This is a genomic window from Brevundimonas sp., assembly GCF_030682035.1.
In the GTDB taxonomy this organism is placed as follows: domain Bacteria; phylum Pseudomonadota; class Alphaproteobacteria; order Caulobacterales; family Caulobacteraceae; genus Brevundimonas.
Genome location: NZ_JAUXQZ010000014.1, coordinates 97,369 through 119,666 on the forward strand (window position 1 = coordinate 97,369; position 22,298 = coordinate 119,666).

Sequence of the window (22,298 nt, forward strand, 5' to 3'; positions counted from 1 at the left end):
ACCTTAGGACCCTCGCCGGGCGGTGCAAGGCCGGAACGCGGCGCGCGTCCCGAACCCGCCGTCCCGTGGCGCCCCGGTCGCGCATGATCTCTAACCCAGGATCGAGATCAAATAGGGCGCGCTCATCCGGTTGAAGAGAATCCGCGCGAAATTGATCAGCAGCAGGACCACGATCGGCGAGATGTCCATGCCGCCCAGCGGCGGGATGATCCGGCGAAACGGCTCCAGAATCGGCGCCGTGACTCTGTCGAGGAAGTCGGCGACCTGGTTTACGAACCGGTTGCGGCGGTTGATGACGTCGAAGGCGAACAGCCAGCTGATGATGGCCGACAGGATGATCGACCAGGTCAGGATCGAAAGGATCGTATTGACCAGCCAGACGATGGCATAACCCATGAAGGGGCTCCAGAAACGAAATCAGTCCTGCTTCTAGCGTGACCGCGTCCCGCGTCCAAGGATTCCGGCGTCCAACTTTTTTGGCGTCGCAGACCCCGGCGCCGCAGCTTCGGGCGACGCCAACCCCGTTGACACTCCCGCCCCGCCCCTCGTATGTCGCGCCCTCGCCTGCGCCCCATTATCCAACGGGGTAAGGGGGGCCGTAGCTCAGTTGGTAGAGCGCGTCGTTCGCAATGACGAGGTCAGGGGTTCGACTCCCCTCGGCTCCACCATCCTGCTTCGCGCTAACGCGCTTCGCAGGACAGGTCCGATAGCGCGAAGCAGGATGCCCTTCGGTGGCCCCAGACCCATCCCCCCTCCGGGTCGCCGCCCTCTACCGGTTCGCGGCCATCGCCGACTGCGAGGCCGTGCGCGACCGGCTCGACGCCCTGTGCCGCCCGGACGTGCGGGGAACCCTGCTGGTCGCCCATGAAGGGCTGAACGGCACGATCGCCGGGCCAGAAGCCTCCATCGAACGGGTGCTGGCCGGCATCCGCGCCCTGCCGGGTTTCGCCGACCTCGACGTGAAATTCGCCGAAGCCGCCGCCATGCCGTTCCATCGCCTGAAGGTGCGGATCAAGCCCGAGATCGTGACCATGGGCCAGCCGGACCTCGACCCCGCGCTCAACGCCGGGACCTATGTGGCGCCCGCCGACTGGAACGCCCTGATCCGCGAGCCGGACGTGGTCGTGATCGACACCCGCAACGACTATGAGGCCGCCGTCGGCGCCTTCGAGGGCGCGGTCCAGCCCGATACGCGGGCTTTTCGCGACTTCCCGGACTGGTTCCGGGCCGAAGGCCGCTCCCTCCTGGACGGGCCGACGCCGCCAAAGGTCGCCATGTACTGCACCGGCGGCATCCGCTGCGAAAAGGCCACGGCCTTCCTCAAGTCCGAGGGCGTGCAGGACGTCTTCCATCTGGAGGGCGGCATCCTGCGCTATCTGGAAACGACGCCCGAGGCCGACAGCCTGTGGCGGGGCGAGTGCTTCGTCTTCGACGAGCGGGTGGCCGTCGGCCATGGCCTGACGCCGGGCAGCCACAGCCTTTGCCGGGGCTGCCGCATGCCGGTCAGCGAGGCGGGGCGGGCGTCCCACCGATACATCGAGGGCGTCTGCTGCGACCGCTGCGCCGACAGCCGGACCGAGGCGGACCGCGCCCGCTATCTCGAACGGGCGAAACAGGTGGAGATCGCCGCGCGCCGCGGCCTCGCCCACATCGGGGCGGTTCAGACGCCGTCCGAAGACTGACTACTGGTCCTCGTCGAACCTGCGTCCGACCAGTTCGGCCAGGGCGTCGACCGCCTGCTGGGCCTCAGCGCCCTCGGCGGTGATCTCGATGCCGCAGCCGTTGCCGGCGCCCAGCATCAGCAGGCCCATGATCGACAGGGCGTTCACCGTGACGCCGTCGCGGGTGACGTGGACCTCGGCGTCGAAGGTCGAGGCCAGTTTGACGAATTTGGCCGAGGCGCGGGCGTGCAGGCCGCGCGTGTTGCAGATGTTCGCGGTCGCCTGCGCGGGGGGGTTCGGCGCCGTCATTTCTCGCCCTGAAGCACCCAGCTGGCGACGGAGATGTATTTGCGTCCGGCGTCCTGGGCATGGGCGACGCAGGCCTCCAGCGGCTCGCGGCCGCGCACGCTGGCCAGTTTGATCAGCATGGGCAGGTTCAGCCCGGCGATAACCTCGGCCCGGGTCTCTTCCATCACCGATATGGCCAGGTTTGACGGAGTGCCGCCGAACATGTCGGTCAGCAGAATGACGCCGGCGCCGTCGTTGACGGCTGCGGCGGCGTCGACGATGTCGCGACGGCGCCGCTCCATGTCGTCCTCGGGCCCGATGCAGATGGCCGCGACCCCGCGCTGGGGTCCCACCACATGCTCCATGGCCGCGAGAAATTCGGAGGCCAGCCCCCCGTGGGTGACAATCACCAGCCCGATCATGAAGGCATTACCAAAAGCTCGCCCCCCAAAAGTTCGCGCCACGCGTCCCGGCCGCAGTCGAGGCGACCGCCAGCCGGGCGGAATAGCCCAAGTCCGCGTCGGGTTAAAGCGGGGCGATCGCTGACGCGACTTTTTCGACCGCCGACGCCTCGAATCCGGCCAGCCGGAGCAGGGGCACTGAGCGGCCCGCGAGGCGCCGCGTTTCCGGGTCCGGCAGCCGTTCCGGAGTCGATTCGGTCAGATCCACGGCCAGAACCAGCCGCACCACCCCGCGCAGGCAGGCGCAGATAACCCCGACGCCGCGAGCCTCCATCCGTCCCCGGATCGTGTCCGGCGCGGTGGTGTACAACGCCTCTCCCGAGGCGAAGACATGGACATAGTCATCGGCCACCAGCCGCCACCCACGTCCGATCAGCCGCAATGCCAGGTCGCTCTTGCCCGCGCCCGAAGGTCCACTGATCAGGATGGCGCGCCAGCCGATCCCCGGCCCCCATTGCGCCACGGCGGTGGCATGAACCGGCTGGACGGCGGTCACGCTCGCCGGCCCGACGCCGGCGCCGGAGGCAGGGCGACCTCGAACCGGGCGCCTGCGACGCCGCCCGTTGCGTCCGTGCGGTTGGCGGCCCGGACCTGGCCACCATGGGCCTCAACGATCTGGCGCACGATCGACAAACCCAGCCCCGAATTGGCCCCGAACGCCGTGCCTCTCGGGCGGGCGGTGTAGAAACGCTCGAACACCGTCTCGAGGTTTTCCGGCGGGATGCCGGGGCCGTCGTCGTCGATCCGCACGCGAATCGGCCGGTTCGGGTCGATATCGTCGCGGCCCAGCGACAACCGCACCGTGCCGCCGAGCGGGCTGAACGAGCGGGCGTTGTCGATCAGATTGCGGAACACCTGACCCAGAGGCCCGTCGCGACCCATGATCTGAACATGATCCCCCGTCGCCGCCTCGAAGGTCACATGCGCCTCCCCCGGCTTCAGCCCCGACACATAGACGCCGACGATCTCGGTCAGCAGCTGGGTCAGGTCGATGGCGCGTGGCCGGTCTCGGTTCAGCTCGGCGTCCAGCCGCGAGGCGTTGGAGATGTCGGTGATCAGCCGGTCCAGACGGCGCACATCCTGTTGCAGCAGGTTGGTCAGCTTCTCCCGCTGGGCCGCCGTCTTGACCAGCGGCAGGGTCTCCAGCGCCGAGCGGATCGAGGTCAGGGGGTTCTTGATTTCATGTGACACGTCGGCGGCGAAGGCCTCAATGGCGTCCATCCGGTCCGACAGGGTCTCGGTCATGGTCTCCAGCGACCGGGCCAGGTCGCCAATCTCGTCCTTGCGGCCCTCAAGGTCAGGCAGGGAGATGGCCCGGGCGCGTTGCAGCCGCACCTCATCGGCCGCCGCCGACAGCCGCATCACCGGCCGGGCCACAAACAGATGCATCAGTAGCGACCCCAGCAGGTTCACCGCCAACGCCACGAGGGCGAAGGGCATCAGAGCGCGGCGCTGGGCGTCCAGTGTCTCGTCCACATTGCCAGCTTCCAGTGTGAGCACGCCCAGAACCTGGCGCACATGGCGCACGGGAATCGACACTGACACCACTCGATCGCCGCTCTCCGAGCGCCTTACGCTGGCCTGCGGCTCGCCGTCGAGGGCCTGCTCGACCTCGGCCGCCAAGGCCAGTCGGGCCTGTTCCAGATTGTCGTCGTCGCGACGCTCCCCCACCGGATCGGGCGCGGGCGCCGGCGTGCCGGCGGGCCGGGCCGGCGGCAGGGGCTGGCCGGGGATCGCCTCGCTGACGGCGTAGCTGTCAGCGACCAGCAGGCCATCGAGATCAAACAGACGGGCCCGCTGACCCTCCGGAATGAAGTCATCAACCAGTTGCCGCGACGCCTCCACCGGGTCGAAGGCGGGCGTGGGTTCGCCGGTGGTGATGCTCAACTTGCTGAGCACATTGGACAGGAGTTCGGCCTGGGCCGTCAGCGTCTCCTGCCGCGCCTGAATCAGTCCCCGGCTCCACTCGTTCAGCAACAGGGCGCCGACGAACAGGATCAGCAGACTGAGCAGGTTCAACGCGAGAATCAGTCCGCCCAGCCGCGACCCGCTGAAATGTTTCAGGCGACGGCGGGGTTCAGCCTCTCCCGGCGGGAGCGGATCAGCTTTCGCGATAGCGGTATCCAACGCCATACAGGGTCTCGATGGCGTCGAACTCGGGGTCGACCACCCGGAATTTCTTCCGCATGCGTTTGACGTGGCTGTCGATGGTGCGGTCGTCGACATAGACCTGATCGTCATAGGCGGCGTCCATCAGGTTGTCGCGGCTCTTCACGAAACCGGGCCGCTGGGCCAGGGCCTGCAGGAGCAGGAACTCCGTCACGGTCAGCTTGACCGGCTTGCCCTCCCAGGTGCTCTCATGGCGGGCCGGATCCATGGACAGCTTGCCGCGCTTGATCGCCTTGGTCGAACCCTCCGCCGAAGGCTCGGGCTCGGCCCCGTCTGCGCCGGTGCGGCGCAGCAGGGCCTTGACCCGCTCGATCAGCAAACGCTGGCTGAACGGCTTGTGGATATAATCGTCGGCTCCGAGGTTGAAGCCGAGGATTTCGTCGATCTCCTCGTCCTTGGACGTCAGCATGATGACCGGGATCTGCGAGGTCTGACGCAGGCGGCGCAGCACCTCCATCCCGTCCATGCGCGGCATCTTCACATCGAGGATGGCCAGATCGGGCGGGCTGGCTTCCAGCGCTTCGAGGCCGGCAGCGCCGTCGTGGAAGGCCGTGACCTTGTGGCCATGGCTTTCCAGCGCCAGCGAGACGGACGCGACGATGTTCTCGTCGTCGTCGACCAGTGTGATGTTGGCCAAGTCAGCTCCTTGCAGTCGGATCGTTCGCCATCTCAACGCGCGGCAAGCGGTACCGTTCTAAAACATCGTGGAGAGATTACGGCGCAAAACATGGGCTGCGCCGCCTCAATGCGCAACGAAACCTGACCTTAAAGCCTTGGCGTCATACTGGCGGCTCACAGCGTGAGCGTTTCATGTCCGGCCCCGTCCACTACGAAATCTATGCTCGCAAGACTGCGCTGGCCCCCTGGAGCCTCCAGATGGCGACAGAGGACCGCGCCTGCGCCGTCCAGACCGCCGAGGACATGCTCTCCGACGACCGCGCGGCCGCCGTGCGCGTGACCAAGGAGACGCTCGACCCGGACACCATGGAATTCAACAGCGTCACCGTGCTCACGCGCGGGGCGCCGGAGGTCCAGAAGAAACGTATCGTGCCCGACGATCGGGCCGGGCCGCGCTGCTCGGCGCCGCACGATTTCTATACGCCCCATGCCCGCGAGACGATCAGCCGGGTGCTGGAGGACTGGCTGGCGCGCCACGGCGTCACCGCCTTCGAACTGCTGCACCGCCCCGATCTGGCCGAAAAGCTGGAGGCCTCCGGCGTGGAGCTTCAGCACGCCATCCAGAAGATCGCTGTGCCCGAGAGTCAGGACGTGGGCCAGCCAGTCCATGATCTGATGCGCCACTACCAGAAACTGTCCGACCAGGCCGTGGGGCGCGTCGTCGCGGCCGGGCGGCGCGACCTCTTCCCCAGCCTCGAAGACTGTTCGATCGCCGACATCGCCCATCGCATGGCCGGCAAGCCGGACCGCGCCTTCATCATGGGCGGGGTTGTGTGCGGCGCCCTGAAGGGCCTGCGCGGCGGCCGGCCGCGCCTCGACCGGTTGATGGAACTGGCCGACCGCGCGCCTATGGACGGCCCGCCCCGCGCCATGGTCATGGTGCCGATTGAACAACTGCTGTGCGAGATGCTGGGGGCCCGGACCAGCCTGACTGACGTGCTGGGGCCGTCTTTGGATCAAGGCGCCTCGCTGGCCGCCGTGGTCCGCATGGTCGCGCCACGCGAGATCAACGCCCTGATCGCTCAGGATCCCAAGCTGGCGTTGCAGGTGCCGGCCGTCGATGGCCCCGCCGCCCGCCTCGGCGCCCGGCTCGAGACGGGGGAATTCCCCCTGCTTTCCGCCGCCCTGGCCCGGATGGTCCTGCGCGAACTGATGAGCCCGCGCCGTCTGCGTCCCAACGACGCCGCGGGCGAGATCGATATCCTGCGCACCCTGGCGATGACCCTCACCGTTACGGCGGGGCGGCTGCTGACTCTTGACGAGGTGCAGACGGCCTTCAACGAGCGCTCCAAGGCCATTGTCACCGCGGATTTCGTCGCCGCCTACGTCAAACCCTGCACCACCGTCCTGTGCGAGGCCGAGGCCCTGACCCGTCTGTGCGAAAACGTCACCGGCACAGGCAACAAGCGTTCCGCGGCCCGCTGGCTGTCGGCCTGCGTCGGCTCACTGCGTTTCGAGAGCGAGATGCGGGCTGCCTCCGCCACCCAGACCGCGGCGCAGAAGTTGGGCCTGTTGGCCGGGCTTCAACGCGCGGTGCGGTCCTGCGGCCTGACGGAACGGGACGATGGGGAAATCAGCGCAGCCATCGGCACGGTAGGGGGAGCGGTCGAGGCCGAGGCCCGGATCGTCATGATGCTGGCCCGCTCGCCCGCCCCGCTGGTGCAGAAGCTGTCGGTGCTGTTGCGCCTCGCCGCCGGGGAGACCGCGCCGCTCGGCCCCGCCGCCGACCGCGCCAAGGCCGAGGCCGTTAAAATGTTCCGCGCACCCGAATCCCGCGCCGTCCTGTCGGCCGCGCCGGAAACCCTGGCCCCCCTTAGGGGGCTGATGCAGGCCGCCGGTCTGGCCGCCTAGGTCCAATCGACATTCAGGGATTCCCGGATCGCCGGATGCGTGATTCATAGGTCTCCGCTTTGGCGGAGGTCTGAGATGGGTGTGAAGCGATACGAACTGGACGAGGCGCAGTGGGCTCGTATCGAGCCGCTATTGCCGGGGAAGGCTTCGGACCCCGGGCGGACGGGCTCGGACAACCGGCTGTTCGTGAACGGGGTGCTCTGGGTGCTGCGATCGGGCGCCCACTGGCAGGACCTTCCCGAGCGCTATGGCAAGTGGAAGACGGCGCACAAACGCTTCAGCCGCTGGGCGGCGGCCGGGGTGTGGGAGAAGGTGTTCGATGATCTTATCAAGGACCGGGACAACCAGTACCTGATGCTGGATTCGACCCTTGTGCGGGCTCACCAGCAGGCGACGACCGGCCGGGGCAGCGGCCGAAAAAAGGGGGCCTCGACCCGGCTGTGGGGCGTTCCAGAGGGGGACTGACCACCAAGGTCCACATGGCCTGCGACAGCCTGGGCCGACCCGTCCGCTTCCTCATCGCACCGGGCCAGAGCCACGATATCCTGGCCGTGCCCGCACTGCTCGAAGGCCATCGGCCCGCCGCCGTTCTCGCCGACCGCGCCTATGACGCCAACAGCCTTCGCCGCCATCTGGACCAGATCGGAGCCGAGGCCGTCATCCCCTCGACCCGCTCCCGCACGGTCCCGATCCCACACGATCGTCTGGTCTACCGGCTCCGCAACCGCATCGAGCGCTGCTTCAACAGGCTCAAGCACTTCCGCCGCTTCGCAACACGCTTCGACCGGCTAGCCAGCCACTACCTGGCCTTCATCCACATCGCCGCCTCCATGCTCTGGATGCGCTGAATGTCGATTCGTCCTAGCCGACACCGAGGAAGTCCGCTTGCGAGCCGCTGGCCGTAGCGTCAGGGTCTGCCGTCGCGTCTCTGCTGCGGGGACGCTCGGCTACGTCAATAACGGTCGCACACCTGAGCCCATAAGGCGTTCCCGCGAAGGGATAGAGCTACCGGCCCGATGAGCCGCACTCTAGGCACTAGGGGGTTTTGTCCGGCTTCGGGTCGGATCAAATCACCTAGCGTCACAGACGGAGGTTGGGTGTGAAGCGCAACGTCGACATTGTGCTGGCTGTCAATTGCCCGTGAAGCGCGCCCTAAGCCAGATCAGCCTGATTGTGGATTGCGTTGGCTGGAAATAGGTCGCCCCCACGGAGTTTACGCTCCGCTGCAATAGGGTCTGCGGTGAACAGCACTACGGCAAGATCTTTGAGTGCCCTTGTGCAGTTTACGTAGAAGAGCCGTCTCGTCCTATCCAACGTGGACTCCTTGCCCTCGGCGATATTTTTTCGGTCCGCATCAGAAAGGTCTCTGATCTCGAGGTACTTTTCGTACGAAAACTGATTGTGCGTGCCCTCATCATCATCCAGCACCACAAGTACGCGTTCAAACTCTGCCCCTTTGATACCCTGCTGGGTCCAGAATGGCGACTTCTCCGAGATGTAGGTCTCGTACGGTCTGAACTGTTTAGCGGGAGCCGCCAAGAATGCGTCCATTGAGGCGATCTCCTTAGTTAGGTCTTCCCCATCATCCTCATCCTCTTCGTTGGCGTCGGGGTCCGGCTCGACTGGCTTGGCCATAGCGGGGTCGAGATACGCTTGGAGTCGAGGGTCGAGGACTAGAAGTCCGGCACCTTGAATGAGCCTCAGCACGTCCCCGTTGGTAGCCCTCGAATCGTCTCCGAGAGCTGCCGCGACTTGCAGCACGGTCTTTCGAAGTTCCTTTAGGCGGCCAGCAACGTCGAAGCCCGGGGCAGCCATCTCGCCTTTGTCGAGTAAGGGGGAGTGTGAGCGGAGCACCTGCATGACTTCCAGTTCTCGGTTAGCCTGCACCGCATGGAAAATTGGCAGAACGAACGAAACGAATGGCCGCAATGGCCAAGCGGTCCCTTCGAGGAACCCGGTCTTGAACGTCTCAGGTGCCTTGTCATTCAAGGCAGCGTAGAGGTCGCCGAATCCCAAACGCTTCGCCGCCATCCGATGAACGATCACAAGGACTTTGACCCCAGCGGTGTTTCCGTCGCCCTCGCTGTCGAGCCACGCCTCGTCGTTGGACATTTGAGACATCCATTGTCTCACTCGAAGCAGATTGGCATCTCGGGTATTGTCTGCCGGCAGGATGAACAGTTCGGCTGTCCCTTCCGGCGTGGCAATCAGCCCGTTTGCACCTAAGCGTTCGCCAGCAACCTGCACGAGGTTATCGCCATCTCGACGGATGCGATTGGCGAGGTTCAAAACTTGAGTGGAGCAACGAAAGTTCTCTGGCTTTGGGATGTCGGCCCACGCCTCCGGCGCTTCGATCGCGCCGATGCCGGTTGCATAGATTTTCTGCATGGGATCGCCGAAGAAGCCGAGACAGATCGGGGAGGCAACATCCCCTTCCACGGTCTTGAAAGCAGTCACAACGTCGGTTGTCGTGTCTTGACTTTCATCGACAAAAACAAACGGAAACTGCCGAGCGAGCAGCGTCCTAAAGAGTGGCCGTTCTGCGATTAGGAACGGCACGAGTTTAAGAATGTCGTCGTGACCTAGCACTCCCTTGGGATAGTCGCTGCCTGTCCCATAGCGGAAAGACGGCACTGCGGAAATTTGGCCAACTTGACGGTTTAACCGCACCAGATCACGAGCCGTCTTGTCACGCGTCCGTTGCTGCACCCGAGGGCCGTACCCCGCTTGGGCTGCCGTCAAGGTCTCGATTTTTTCCTGTAATCGCGCGCCGACCCACTCTCGGATGTCGTTTTGGAACGGCTTGGACACCAGCCACATAAAGCTATGGATTGTAGATACATGCACGAGCGGGTCGTTTCCGACGTCGCGCCAAATCTCGCCCGCCGCCACGTCGGTATAGGTGATGCATGCGACGCGCTGACGAGTTTTCCGTAGCTTCACGCCATGCGCCTCCACGACGGACGACAACGCTTTGATGAGAGAGGTCGTCTTACCCGAGCCCGCTCCGGCTTTCATTATGAAGCTGACTGGCGGAGCCGCCTGAATGCAGTTCCGCAAATCAATATCGGCCTGTGTGTCAGGCTTGTTGGCACGACTACTCACCGGCCACCTCAACGTCGACACCCGCAGCGGCGGCGAGTTCGGCCACAATCGGCACGTCGGCTTCGACAGCGACTTGCTCCTTTAACCAGCCGAGTCCGGTCGAGATGTAGGCCGGCACATTCCAAGAAGTGACCTCTTCGGTCATCACGCCTAGAGCGAACCTCGTCTTATCGAATGACTTGGAGCCCACTCGCTTATGCAGACCTTCAGCCAGCGCGGTCGGCGTCGCCGGAACGGTTCTGAGCACGAGTCCGATTTGCTTTCTGGCAGGAACTTGAGACCATTGGGGGTTCTCAAGGCCGAAGTCTTCTTCGAGCGTTCGCCCGCAGAGCTCTTCGATCGCGCCGTTCCACGTGATGGCTCTGCGCGTCTGATAAGCGACGCGCACCTTAGCACCGTCGTCCATCTCGTGCGTTTTCTCTGGATCGGTCGCGTTTTGCAGCTCGTCGATTGTGAGCTTCTGAGGAAGCCATTTAATCAGCGTCTGGTTTGAGGTCGCCGCTCCCGCTTCATTAGGCAGACAGGCTTTTCCATACTTCTTTTTGGTGAGCGACGGAGCCACTGCGCCAGCGTCAGCTTCATCTACGGCAGCTACCTCGTCATTGGGCACGTCGAATTCTTCAACTTCGTCAGCGTCCCCATCTTCGACAACCGGAGCGCCGCCGCCTCCTGCCGGCACGATCAGCGCCACGCTGTCGATGTCTGTGATTATCAGCGTCGTCAGGCCGAGAAACTCGATCAACGACTGGAATCGGTGCCCGAATGCGCCGCCCACCTCCAAGATGCAGAGACAGGACGATCGGAGTGACTTGGCCACCTTCTCAATCATTATCGGGAGAAGAAGTCGCTCAACGTTCCCTTCGACGAGGATCGCAGCATCTGAAAAGAACAGGTCGCAATGCGTGAGCTTGAGATACTTCTGAAGGAAATCGCGGTCGTCTGGTTGTGCCTCGTAGAAGGCGGAGAGGTTCAGAACTTCTGTCAGTTGCTCTGACCCGGATTTTCGCCTCCGGAAGTAGCGGATTGGTTTGAACCCTCGCTCGTACAGTATGTGAGGAGAATGGGTCGTGATGACCATTTGGCTAGAAAAAATGCTGCCGTCGTCATCATCGAGCTTGAGAAGCTCTAAGACATTTCGAATGAACACCTGTTGTAGTTGCGCGTGTAGATGCGCTTCAGGTTCCTCGACAAAAATTAGATGGAGCGGCGGTCGGTTTTCTTTGATGGATTGCCAGTTCGCCTGAGCGTCGAGGATTTCGACTACCATGTAGATCAGGTTCTTATAACCAAGACCGTTGTTGCTATCAGGGAGAGTGACTGCGTCCTCGCCTTGGCCCATCACATAGTGGACCTTCGCGTCTTGGCTCATGACGTGCGCGGGATCGAGGGCCGACATGATCTTGAGTTCCGGATTGTTCAGCCCGGGATATCCAAGTTTCGCCAATCTATCCAAGGTCGGTTTGAACACGCCGTCCAAGTGGAGATTGAGTGCCTTTTCCGAGTCCGAGAGCGCTTTCAGCGCGGAATGATCGTCCTGTCTCTGATCCAGATTCCTCTTGTAGAACCGGCTCAAACGCTTCGACAAATCCTCAGCGCGTCCGCCCGCTTCTCCGCTAGGGTCAGCGAGATGGCGCTGAGCGCCCAAGTTGTCGACCTTCAGAAGAGACTTGATAATGGTGGCTCCGCCGGGGTCTCCGCCTAGTTCATCGGGCACATAACCGCCGACCTCTTTGAACGCGTCGTCAAAGCCGTTTCGGTCGAGAATTGAGTACCGAAATTCGAACTCTGTTCGGAGCTCCCTCTGCAAATAGTCAGTCAATGATTTAGGCCAAGGCTCATATTCGGCCCCTTCCGGTAGCTCGCCAGCCAGTTCCAGACCCTTCGCCTTGGCAGCCTGATAGGACTTGATGAGCTCAACGGGATTTCGAGCCGTGAATGAGATACGCATCCCAACTTTCGTGCCTTGCCAAGCAGTGCTGGGTAGCAGCGGGATAACGAGATATAGGTCTTGGGCGGCGACATCGAACCAGAGGTCGAGGCTTATGCTCGGCAGGTTCAGATCATCTGGAGAGCCGTTCGTTAGATCGAGGTCGCCAGCCTCATTGAACGCTTTCCACGTCGAAGAACTAAAATCGTAAAGGCTAAATCGGTCCTTATTAGCCGACACAAAATTCTGAAGAGCCTGTGTAGCGGATGTTTTACCGCTGTTATTCGATCCGACGAATATCGATATATCCGGCGCAAGTTCGATATGCGCATCTTTAAGCCGCCGAAAATTTTTAAGTCGATACGAGTAAAGATGCACGGAGCCCCCAAGCATTGCCTATTTTGTGAGAAGCTACGTCAACCTTAGCGGGAAGTCGAGGCGTGCTCATGCCAAGGCCGAGATGCATTGACTGCGTTTCGAGAACGAGCCCCGCGCCGGAAACTCGACTAGTTTCTAGGTCGAGGGCAGCCCGGACCGCCGGTGAGACATCACCCAACACGCCGACCGGTACGGTGCAATTTCGCGATCAGTCCGCCGGTGAGTGGCTTATCGCCGTTCAGAACCCTGTGCATATAGGGCCTGCTAACCTCCAACTGGTCTGCCAATTTGTTTCCGCTTCCGAGCTCGTCGCGACGCCTTCGGGCGACCTCAAGCCACCTTTGCTGATCTCCTGCCACCGCCAATTGCGCTCGACGAATTCCCTCTAGCGCGCACACGACCGCGAACATCGAACGCATCGTCACGCGCCCGCCGTTCTGCAATGCCGTGAGGGTGTGGTGGGACACCCTAGCCAGCAAAGTTATCTGCCGGTCACTGATCCTGAATTCTGCCTGCAATGCTTTCAGGTCGGTGATGAGCTTCTGCCGATCCTCTATGGTGACGCCATAGAGGATCGGATCGTCGCCGTCGCCGAACGTCTCCCGTTCGTCAAGATTGTCGGCTTCCTTGCCGATCGCCGACGCGGCCCAAGCCTCGACATGGCGTCGCGACAACGTCCCGTGCTCCGCATCTTCGCCGCCCCGGAACTTGGACTCTGAGTGCAGATGATGTCGCGACAGAGTGCGGCGATAGGAGCGCAGATGCTCCCACCCGATGACCTCACCGGTCTGCCGATCAAACACGTCGGGTCGATCGAAAGTCAGGTCGGACGAATATCGGGACGCCGGTTTGGGAGATCGCTTGCGCCACAGGAAAGAGCTCAACGCCTCGGGATCAACCGCCGCCATCTCCAAACGGGATTTGGCTTGGTAGGTCAGCAGGAAGTTGAACGGCCAAACCCGGTCCCGCTCATCAACGCCGGCATTGTAGCCCTTGAACCAGTTCAGGAGCGTTTGATTGGTAACCCCGTAACGCGTTGCCGCGGCTTCATCGATCCCAAGCAATTGATCGAGGTCCGGGCGATCGGGCCGGCCCGCGTCATGGGCGCGAATGATCTCCGTCCAAAGGTCCGACTGCCAAAGCTGAACGCCGATCCGACCGGTTCGCGTGGGGTCCGGGTCTTTGTACGGCGCGATCAGATGCCCAAGGCCATGCCGAGACGCCTTGCGGATCACGGGCTCGCCGGCCTCGTCGCGATCAAACAGCACATAGCGTTTGGCGGAGGTCGCGAGACAGTTCACCGGGCGCAGCGTGTCAGGTTCTTTGTGCCGCCCTATCGGGAAGTTCACCTTTTCAAGCTGAAGGATCGATCCTTTCACGTCGTAAGGGTTGAGCGGTTCGAACCATTGCAGAACCGCTTCAACGCGCGATCTGAACTCATCGCTTGGCAGGCCAGCGACGTTTGCGATGGCGAGACTGTCCGTATCGCAGAACGCCCATCCCAGCCCTTGATCCAGAGCGTTTTGCTCTGCCAGCGCCAGCATGAGGCGCGCGCCACCGGTGATGAGTGCGCCTAGCAGTGGATGGAAATATCGCCCCGGCTCTTCGATCTTCGAAGTGGTGATCCGACGCCCCTTGCCCCGATGGTCATAGCAAGTGACGGCGCGAGGGCGATCAAGCGACTGGACGTTGAGTTCCGCGAAGATGCCGTAGCTCGTAGAGTTCGCGAGGATTTTGAGTCCCTGCTGATTGGCCTCTAGCTGATCCCATTCCGCGCCGGTGGCGTCGTTCTGACGAGCCTGAACCTCGCGACGCATATTGATGATGGATGCGTAAAAATCGCCGGTGACCGGATTGAGCTCCGCACCTGCGAGGGTGACGGTCTTGAGCCGTGTTTGGGGCTGGCGCGGCGAGAACCGGACCGCAGAGATAATCTCTGGCGTCTTATGGCCCAAGAGCTTGGCGGCGATCACATCGGCCAAGGTGAACCATAGCGGCTCACCGCTCGTCAGCCGGTTCACGCCAATGGTTGCCGGCTGATCGGGTTCGTAGTGTGCGCGCACCGGAAACACGTCATCGCTGGCGCGCACCTGAACGATCATGTGCAAGCGCCGCCACGTCGCCGGATCGCGTAACTTGACGAGGTCGCTAGCCTCGACGAACGCCCGGCATTCGTCGGTCGCATCCGCCCAGTCCATGCCTTCGGCAATGACGAATTTCCACAGCCCCATGAGGGTGCAGACCGTCGGATACATCGACATGAAATCGCAGTGGATCACGGAGGTGATCTCGCGCCGGATATGCACCTCGGCGCGCCCGCCGAAATAGGAGCTCATGATCTGCCCGATGAGCTCGGGCGGGAAGTCGGGCTGCGCTTCCGTCCAAGGCTGGACGCCCATGGCTTGAAGGTACGCCTTGCCCAAGCTGGCTTCGCTGTAGAGTTCGTTCAAGCCGGTCTGTGACAGCCCCAAGGCCTGATAGCGCTTGGCCAGAAGGTCGAAGCATTCCCACGTCACCTGCACATCATTCAGGCAGTAGGTAACCATCTCTGGCGTCAGTCGGCCTTCGTAGGAGTCGAGCGGGCTCTTCGGCGTGGTCTTCAGCAGGGCTGACAGGCTGGCGAGTGAATGGGATTGGCCCAAGAGCGACGCAGCAAGCGTCTTCACGTCGACAAAGAAACCGCGATCCGGCGATACGTCGGCGCTGCCCTTGCCGGCGAAGTTGATGAAGGCGGCGCGCTGCGACAGGTGCTTGACCCTGATGTTCGGACGCTTGTCGGCGAAGGTGAAGCTGAACCCGCCCTTCATCGATCCTTTGCCGTAGGTGTGGGAGGTCGCGAGGCGCGATAGATCGAAGGGCAAATTGAAGCCGACGATCAATGCGCCAACCTCCTGACCCCAACCGAACAAGACGTGGTCGATGAATTCCGTGCGCGAGATGAACTCCAGTTGCTCGCCATCATCGCTCGGGCGCAGTGCTCGAAAGGCCGCCTTGAGATCGGCACGGTCCTCTTTCGGAGCATCGTCGGCGTGGAATAGCCCACGCGCGATCAGACTGCCGCGATCTCTGATCTGGTATGCGCCGAAGCGCAGTCGCTGAGATGGATCGGTCGTGGTTTCGGTATCGAAGACGATACAGATGCCGGATGTCCAAGCGGACCGTCTACCGCGCTGCCCGCGCCGGCGCGGGCTCGCCACGTAGGCGCGCAGTTGAATGATGAGCCGATCGATCGGATCTTCGATCGATGCCCGACTTTCTGGGATCATTTGGCATCAATCGTCCGACGATCCGGTCTTGGCCGCAAGCCTGAACATGAGTTCGGCCGACGTGTCCAAATGGCCCGCTATGAAGGTGAGATAGTCGCGCACACCTAGCAGCAGATGACCTTGGCGCTCCAATGGATCGCCGGGCGAAAAGCCGACCTTCGGATGCTCGGACTCCGCCCGCGCACTGCGTTTACGATGGCAGTTTACGCAGATGCCCCAGCACGCATCGTCCAAATCGCGTCGATAGATGTGGTCAGCCTCGAAACACATCGGGTCGGTTTCGCCACAGATGCAGCGGACGTTTGGGACGCCAAGCCGCCGCAGGCTTCGATGGCGAACCGCGAGACGGCGGCGATAGGACTCGCTCTCGGTCATCACTGCACGTCCGCGTAGATTTCGATGAAATTCAGATCATCGACCGCTTCCATTTTCCGCAGCACGTTTGGGCGCGTCTCGTAGGGGTGATAGCGCCCCTTCACGTCATAGAGCCCGTCCCCTTCGAACGGGAAAAGGTGTTCGTCATCGTTGGTTTCGAGGAAGCGATTGACCGCTCGCCAATAGGAGCTGAGCAGGCTGCCCTCGTCATTCGTCAGGGTGACGGCGACTACCTTGCCTTGCGAGGCGATCCAGAACGACTGCGGTCGCAGATCGAAGATCACCCATCGCCGCCCCTCTCGCAGCGATTGGGTATGCAAGAGGCGATGGCGTCGGAGCGCTTCGACGGAAACACCGGACACCTTGGCAGCTGCGGATTGCGATAGGCCCCGCCGCATGTGACCGAGGGCACGCTCCACCGCAGCGGTCCGATCGATCGAACTGGGTTCCGGCTTGGGCAGGTCAGCGGCGCGGGGGTGGCCGCGTGCCGCTGACCTGCTCTTGCCTGTCGCCAAGGCCCGTGAAATCCGGCGCTGATACTCCGCCCGGTAGTCCCGCTGTTTTCTGGTTTTCGGCACCTGACTCTCCTTGGAGACGAGGCAGACCGAATTAGGCAGGCGCGCTGTTAACTCACGCCAAAACAATGGGAGACATAAACTCCGAAATGTTGTTCAGGGATTTCTTTCCCCGGCTCCAAGCTCGCGCGCTGGCGCGTTACGGGGTGAGCCTGTCAGAACGGCAGTTCACCAACTGGCGGGAGAAGGGCTTAATTCCCGGACCCGCTCACCCCCGAGGTCGGGGGCGCGGGCTTTCGCCGGAACGCCATTGGCCGATGCAGGCCTATCGCCGAGCGCTGCGGATTTGCTGGTACAAGCAGCGCGGCATCGACCGCATCCCGGCTTGGTGGATACTGTTTTGGCTTGCCGGCGACGATGTCTCGCTCGACGTTCTGCGCAGGTCATTGCAGCGGGAACTGAAGCGAGTTCGGCGACAATCGCGGTATCTGGCTGATAGCGGATACATACGATCCGACGGCTCTACGACCTTTGAGAAAGCGCCATCCGGAGCCAAGAATAGTCCGTTCTCGTTGCTCCTAGACGAGCTCATCGAGACGCAGCACTTGGGCATTTCGCCGGAGCTCTATCGGGATTTCCTGAAGCTTGGGTTCGATGAGGAAAGCTCCTCCGAGACCGGCCGAATTTTTCAGGCGTTGGTCAAACCACTTATGGGGCACGGCATCACCCCCGAAGAGGTTGGCGTTTCGCTATCTGCCGTTTGGCGTCCGGGGCACTTGAGCGACACGGCCCATGACTACGTTGGCAGGTGCTCACAAGGTGATCTGGTTCTAGCCCGACAGATTCTGTGGGAGCAGTTGCGGCTGACGAGCCGGCTCGCGCCATTCGCCCATTTGTTGGGCGCCTCCAGACCAGCTTCGATTTTGTTCGTGGTCGCGTTTGCCATGGCCAATCGGAGAACTGGAAACCAACGGCTGATCAGCGACTTGCTTCAGCTGTTGTATCAAATCGCGGACGACACGCGGCACAACCTTGATCCCACCCGCCGCCTGAATTTCATACTGAAACGTCTTCAAATGATGGAAGGCGATGACGTTGAGCTTGGATCACGCGGACCTGACACAGCCATCTGAGCGCGTGCGATTTAGACCCTTCCACGCGGCAGCTCATTGAGCTTTTAGCCGACCCTTTTCTGGGCCGTTAGGCATGAGTTCGGATTCCGTTTGCCGTCGAAATTTGCTAGGAGAATTGGCGAGCCACGAGTTCGCTAAGCGCGAGTTTCGACCGTGGGATCAGTGGCGGAAATCAGCGGGCAAGACGATGTCGCTTGGGCTGCTCGCAATGAGTATTGGAGCGCACGAAACGATCGCCCTCGACGACCTCGTGGGAAGCATGAGCGAGCCCGCGAACCGCTGATCCTGTGTGGTCATGGCGTCTCCCTGAAGATCGACAAAGGGACGCTTCTGATTCGCGACGGCTTCACGCATTGGCCACAGGAACGCCGGGAACTTCGCCTCTTCAAAGGGGCTCGCGATCTGCCACCCCGGATCATCATGTTGGACGGCAGCGGCTCGCTTTCATTCGACGTGGTGAGCTGGTTGTCGGAACAAGGCCTGCCTCTTGTCCGCGTGAACTATCAAGGCGACGTGGCCAGCGTGATCGGCGGAGCGGGCTTCGCAATGTGTCCTGACAAGGTCCGATGGCAGATCGAAACCCGCGACGACCCGGAAAAGCGGTTGGCATTCTCATGCGATCTGATCGGACGAAAACTGGAAAGCAGCCTCGAAACCCTGCGCCTCGCCATCCCCGCCAAGGCCGCTGCGCCGGCGATCACCCGGATCGAAGCAGCGCTCGGGAAGGTCGGCGGCGGTTCGGTGGCCAGCATCGACGAACTGCGCATGATCGAAGCGGTGGCGGCAGGGGCGTACTTCGCATCTTGGCAGGGATTGCAGTTGGAATGGCGGTCCCGTCGTCGCCATCCGATTCCCGATGCATGGCTGACGATCAATGGCCGCAACTCCATCGGGGGAAGCCGGTCCCTGTCCAACCGGAACGCTAAACACCCGCTGAACGCGGTGCTGAACTACGCCTATGGACTGCTTTACAGTCAGGTCCAGATCGAACTGGTCGCCGAAGGCTACGATCCGCGCCGGGGGATCATGCACCATGATCGAAAGGAAGCTGCCGCGCTCGCTTTCGTGTTTGACATGATCGAACCCCGCCGCGCCGGCATCGACGCGAAGGTGCTCAAGTTCATGCTGTCGTCAGTGTTCATGGGGGCGGATTTCGCAATCCGGGCGGACGGCGTCTGCCGGCTCTCTCCGCAGTTGGCGCGGCGCGTTTGCCATGTAGTCGCCGGCGAGTAAGCCATCGCCCGGCGCTGACATTTACGTCGGGATTGGGTCGCCCGCGTGGTGGCAGAGGGATCGCGGAAGGGCTAGCGTGCTCTCTATCGGAGGGCCAATCGTTGATTCCTGAATATCTCGAACGGGTAATAGCCCAGTTCAAAAGCGGTCAGGCCACCGAGCATAGCTATCGCCCCGCGCTCAACGACTTGTTTCAGAGCATTGACCCGTCTCTCACGGTCATCAACGAGCCGAAACAATCGGAGGGCGGTATGCCCGACTTCATGTTTCAGCGGGATGGCGTGCCGATCGGCTGGGCCGAAGCGAAGGACATCGACAAGGATGTCATCAAGCTAAAGGGCTATTCTGTTGACCAGCGTAAGCGTTACGAGGCGGCTTACCCGAACTTAATCTACACCAACGGAGTGGATTTCGAGTTCATCCGCGACGGTGAACCAGTCCATTTCGTCTCGATTGCCGACTTCCTGATGGGTCTTCAGCCCATCCCGGAAAAGTTTGATGAACTAGAACGCCAGCTCAAGCTTTTCGCCGAGCAGAAGCCCATCAGCATCCGTTCCGCCTCCAAGCTGGCGGCGATGATGGCGGCCAAGGCGGCGATCATCAAAGATGAAATTGCGCTGGCTTTACTTGAAGACCCCGAATTTCGCTCGGGCCTCGGCGGCCAGTTCAAAAGCTTCAAATCCAATCTGCTCCCGAACTTGGAGCCGGGCGAGTTTGCCGACATCTACGCCGAGACGATCACCTACGGCATGTTCGCTGCCCGCTTCCACGATGACGACCTCTCAACCTTCAGCCGCCAAGAGGCGATGGAGAAGCTCCCAGCGTCAAATCCGTTCTTGAAGGGCTTGTTCGAGTATGTCGCCGGCCCGGCCCTGCCGAAGCGGTTGACCTACATCGTTGACGACCTGGTTGAAGTGATGCGAGCCAGCGATCCGCATTCTTTGTTCCGCGACTTCGGCAAGTTCACGGCCCGGAATGATCCCTTCATTCACTTCTACGAAAACTTCTTGGCGGCCTATAATCCTAAGAAGCGTAAGAGCCGTGGTGTCTGGTATACCCCGGAGCCGGTGGTCGACTTCATCACCCGTGCCGTGGACGAGGTTCTGAAAACCGAGTTTCACCTGTCCGATGGCTTGGCCGATACGTCTAAGGTCACGGTGGACTGGGACACTGGCCAGAACCACGCCAAGACGGGCAAGGCGGTAACCGAAAAGCGCCAAGTCCACAAAGTCCAGATTCTGGACCCCGCGACCGGCACTGGCACCTTCCTCGCCAAAGCCGTTCAGTTGATCTCAGATCGGGTCAAGTCCCGTGCGCCCGGCAAATGGTCGGGCTACGTAGAGCAAGACCTGCTGCCACGGCTTCATGGTTTTGAGCTGCTGATGGCCAGCTACGCCATGTGCCACATGAAGCTGGACATGCAGCTGACCGAGAGCGGGTACAAGCCCAGCGCTAAGCCACCGCGTCTTTCCGTCTGGCTGACGAACGCGCTGGAGCCTGCGGAGCGGGATGTCCGGGACCTGTTCTTTCAGCCGTTGGCCGAAGAGGCTCGGGGAGCCAGTGAGGTTAAGAGACAGTCGCCCATCATGTGCATCATGGGGAACCCACCCTATTCCGGAGAAAGCGCTAACAAGGGCGATCACATCACGAAACTGATGGAGGTGTACAAGAAGGAGCCGGGCGGCAAGCACCCTCTCGATGAGCGGAATTCGAAATGGCTCAATGATGACTATGTGAAGTTCATCCGTATGTCGGAGGACTTGATCGCTAAGAACGCGTCCGGAGGCGTCTTAGGGTTCATCTCTAATCACGGCTTCCTCAATAACCCGACGTTTCGAGGAATGCGGTGGCACCTTCTTAATTCGTTCGACAAAATTTGGGTGCTTGATCTTCACGGCAGCTCAAACAGAAAAGAACACGTTCCGGGTGGGGGCGCGGATAAGAACGTCTTTGACATCAAGCCGGGCGTTTCAATCATTATATGCGCTCGGGGTGCCAAGAAGAGCGACGAATTGGCGAGCGTTCAGCACGGGGACCTCTGGGGTACCCGAGCTGAGAAGGGTGCAGAACTCTTCTCGCTGAGCTTAACGGGCCCGAAATGGTCGGAGATCATTCCCGAGGCTCCGCACTACATGCTGCTTCCGTGGGACTATGTCGTGGACCGTGAGTTCCACCGTGGATTCTCGATCGAACACGCACTGCCAATCCACTCGAATGGTATCGTTACGGGAGGCGACAAAACGTTCATCGCAGGCAGCGAGGCGGCTCTCCGGGAGCTTCACGGCGACGATGCTTCGATAAAACCGGTCTCTTATCGGCCGTTTGAGAAATCGTTCATCTTGGATGACGCGGAGAAACTCGAACGCGACCGATCGGACGTTATGGGCCACTACCAAGTAAAATCGAATATCGGCCTCCTAGCCTCCAAGGCCTTCAACGATCTTGAGTTTGCCCATTCGTTCGTGACGACTCACCCGTCCGAAGCCATTTTTCTATCGGGAACCAGTGGCTCCAACGCGATGAACTTTCCTCTCTGGCTGTTCGAAGAGAGTAGTTTCGAAGAGCGTCGGACCAACTTGGATGCAAAACTGGTTCGCAAGCTTAAGGGCATTCTCGGTGAAGAACCGCAGCCGGAGGCCGTGTTCGATTACATCTATGGCGTCCTGCATGACCCGGCATACCGTTTGCGCTACCGGCAAGCTCTCAGCATCGCCTACCCACATATCCCTTACCCATCCTCTCCAGAGATATTCCTGCGCATTTCTAAGATGGGGGAGGCACTACGCCGACTGCATCTCATGAACGCAGAAGCCATCGGCGATACGCCCTATCCCTACGAGGGCGAGGGGGATGACGTGGTTTTGCCGACCTATCCAACATTCGTTGAGGGTCGCGTGTATGTTAATCCGACCCAATATTTCGGGGGCGTACCCGCCGCCGCTTGGAGCTTCTTTATCGGCGGCTATCAGCCAGCTCAGAAATGGCTGAAAGACCGGCGTCGCCGGAGCCTGTCATGGGACGAAATCGGCCAATATCAGAAGATCATAAAGATACTGGCTGAGACAAACCGGATCATGGGCGAGATTAAACTCCCTCTCTGAGCGACCGGCAGACGGAGCTCAGACCTAGTGCCCAGAGTGCGGCTCATCGGGCCGGTAGCTCTATCCCTTCGCAGGCGTTCCCGCGAAAAGAACATATTGGCAACCAGAACAAACCGTGTACTAACTGCACCTCAACAGGGAGCGGGTCCAGGCGGGT

At 61.6% G+C, this 22,298-nt stretch carries 16 protein-coding genes, 1 tRNA gene and 1 pseudogene; 7 read left to right on the forward strand and 11 right to left on the reverse strand.

All coding sequences use genetic code 11. The features are described 5' to 3' along the window. Positions 1–90: 90 nt before the first annotated feature. The gene (locus Q8K49_RS02350; protein WP_305303818.1) at positions 91–396 is read right to left on the reverse strand and encodes a YggT family protein; all 306 of its coding nucleotides are present in this window, start codon (positions 394–396) and stop codon (positions 91–93) included. Between the two features lie 196 nt (positions 397–592). Here Q8K49_RS02350 and Q8K49_RS02355 point away from each other — a divergent pair. Together Q8K49_RS02355 and Q8K49_RS02360 are read left to right on the forward strand one after the other, a co-directional pair. Further along, positions 593–668, forward strand: a tRNA-Ala gene (locus tag Q8K49_RS02355). Positions 669–731: 63 nt separating this feature from the next. Further along, complete coding sequence (locus Q8K49_RS02360) at positions 732–1,682, forward strand: rhodanese-related sulfurtransferase (protein WP_305303819.1); 951 nt, start codon at positions 732–734, stop codon at positions 1,680–1,682. Here Q8K49_RS02360 and Q8K49_RS02365 read toward each other — a convergent pair whose 3' ends face one another. From Q8K49_RS02365 to Q8K49_RS02385, 5 genes are all read right to left on the reverse strand, one after another. Continuing rightward, the gene (locus tag Q8K49_RS02365) at positions 1,683–1,970 is read right to left on the reverse strand and encodes an HPr family phosphocarrier protein (RefSeq protein ID WP_305303820.1); all 288 of its coding nucleotides are present in this window, start codon (positions 1,968–1,970) and stop codon (positions 1,683–1,685) included. Then, positions 1,967–2,371 carry a PTS sugar transporter subunit IIA gene (locus tag Q8K49_RS02370; RefSeq protein WP_298702410.1) on the reverse strand — a complete coding sequence of 135 codons (405 nt, stop codon included), beginning with the start codon at positions 2,369–2,371 and terminating at the stop codon, positions 1,967–1,969. The genes Q8K49_RS02365 and Q8K49_RS02370 overlap by 4 nt, the downstream gene beginning before the upstream one ends. A 103-nt stretch (positions 2,372–2,474) precedes the next feature. Continuing rightward, entirely contained in the window at positions 2,475–2,906 is a 432-nt protein-coding gene (locus tag Q8K49_RS02375) for an HPr kinase/phosphorylase (protein WP_305303821.1), read from the reverse strand. Next, positions 2,903–4,543 carry an ATP-binding protein gene (locus tag Q8K49_RS02380; protein ID WP_305303822.1) on the reverse strand — a complete coding sequence of 547 codons (1,641 nt, stop codon included), beginning with the start codon at positions 4,541–4,543 and terminating at the stop codon, positions 2,903–2,905. Before Q8K49_RS02380 ends, Q8K49_RS02375 begins: the two co-directional genes overlap by 4 nt. Next, entirely contained in the window at positions 4,512–5,216 is a 705-nt protein-coding gene (locus Q8K49_RS02385; protein WP_305303823.1) for a response regulator transcription factor, read from the reverse strand. The genes Q8K49_RS02380 and Q8K49_RS02385 overlap by 32 nt, the downstream gene beginning before the upstream one ends. Positions 5,217–5,389: 173 nt before the next feature. Here Q8K49_RS02385 and Q8K49_RS02390 point away from each other — a divergent pair, with 173 nt between their 5' ends. Together Q8K49_RS02390 and Q8K49_RS02395 are read left to right on the forward strand one after the other, a co-directional pair. Beyond that, complete coding sequence (locus tag Q8K49_RS02390) at positions 5,390–7,108, forward strand: hypothetical protein (protein WP_305303824.1); 1,719 nt, start codon at positions 5,390–5,392, stop codon at positions 7,106–7,108. Positions 7,109–7,189: 81 nt separating this feature from the next. Beyond that, positions 7,190–7,956 (forward strand): annotated as a pseudogene (locus Q8K49_RS02395) (IS5 family transposase). Positions 7,957–8,260: 304 nt separating this feature from the next. Here Q8K49_RS02395 and Q8K49_RS02400 read toward each other — a convergent pair. From Q8K49_RS02400 to Q8K49_RS02420, 5 genes are all read right to left on the reverse strand, one after another. Further along, a complete protein-coding gene (locus Q8K49_RS02400) occupies positions 8,261–10,213 on the reverse strand; it encodes a UvrD-helicase domain-containing protein (protein ID WP_305303825.1) in 1,953 nt (650 codons plus the stop codon). Then, complete coding sequence (locus tag Q8K49_RS02405) at positions 10,206–12,518, reverse strand: ATP-dependent endonuclease (RefSeq protein WP_305303826.1); 2,313 nt, start codon at positions 12,516–12,518, stop codon at positions 10,206–10,208. Before Q8K49_RS02405 ends, Q8K49_RS02400 begins: the two co-directional genes overlap by 8 nt. A 170-nt stretch (positions 12,519–12,688) precedes the next feature. Then, a complete protein-coding gene (locus tag Q8K49_RS02410; protein WP_305303827.1) occupies positions 12,689–15,784 on the reverse strand; it encodes a hypothetical protein in 3,096 nt (1,031 codons plus the stop codon). A gap of 6 nt (positions 15,785–15,790) precedes the next feature. Next, entirely contained in the window at positions 15,791–16,159 is a 369-nt protein-coding gene (locus Q8K49_RS02415) for a hypothetical protein (RefSeq protein WP_305303828.1), read from the reverse strand. Further along, on the reverse strand, positions 16,159–16,737 hold the full coding sequence (locus Q8K49_RS02420) for a hypothetical protein (protein WP_305303829.1): 579 nt from the start codon (positions 16,735–16,737) through the stop codon (positions 16,159–16,161). Before Q8K49_RS02420 ends, Q8K49_RS02415 begins: the two co-directional genes overlap by 1 nt. A 254-nt stretch (positions 16,738–16,991) precedes the next feature. On the opposite strand from Q8K49_RS02420, the gene Q8K49_RS02425 reads away from it, so the two are divergent. From Q8K49_RS02425 to Q8K49_RS02435, 3 genes are all read left to right on the forward strand, one after another. Then, complete coding sequence (locus tag Q8K49_RS02425) at positions 16,992–17,807, forward strand: hypothetical protein (protein ID WP_305303830.1); 816 nt, start codon at positions 16,992–16,994, stop codon at positions 17,805–17,807. A gap of 162 nt (positions 17,808–17,969) precedes the next feature. Then, positions 17,970–19,040: a CRISPR-associated endonuclease Cas1 gene (gene cas1 / locus Q8K49_RS02430; RefSeq protein WP_305303831.1), complete on the forward strand. Its 1,071-nt coding sequence runs from the start codon at positions 17,970–17,972 to the stop codon at positions 19,038–19,040. 101 nt (positions 19,041–19,141) lie between these two features. Continuing rightward, complete coding sequence (locus Q8K49_RS02435; RefSeq protein ID WP_305303832.1) at positions 19,142–22,141, forward strand: type ISP restriction/modification enzyme; 3,000 nt, start codon at positions 19,142–19,144, stop codon at positions 22,139–22,141. Positions 22,142–22,298 lie beyond the last annotated feature (157 nt).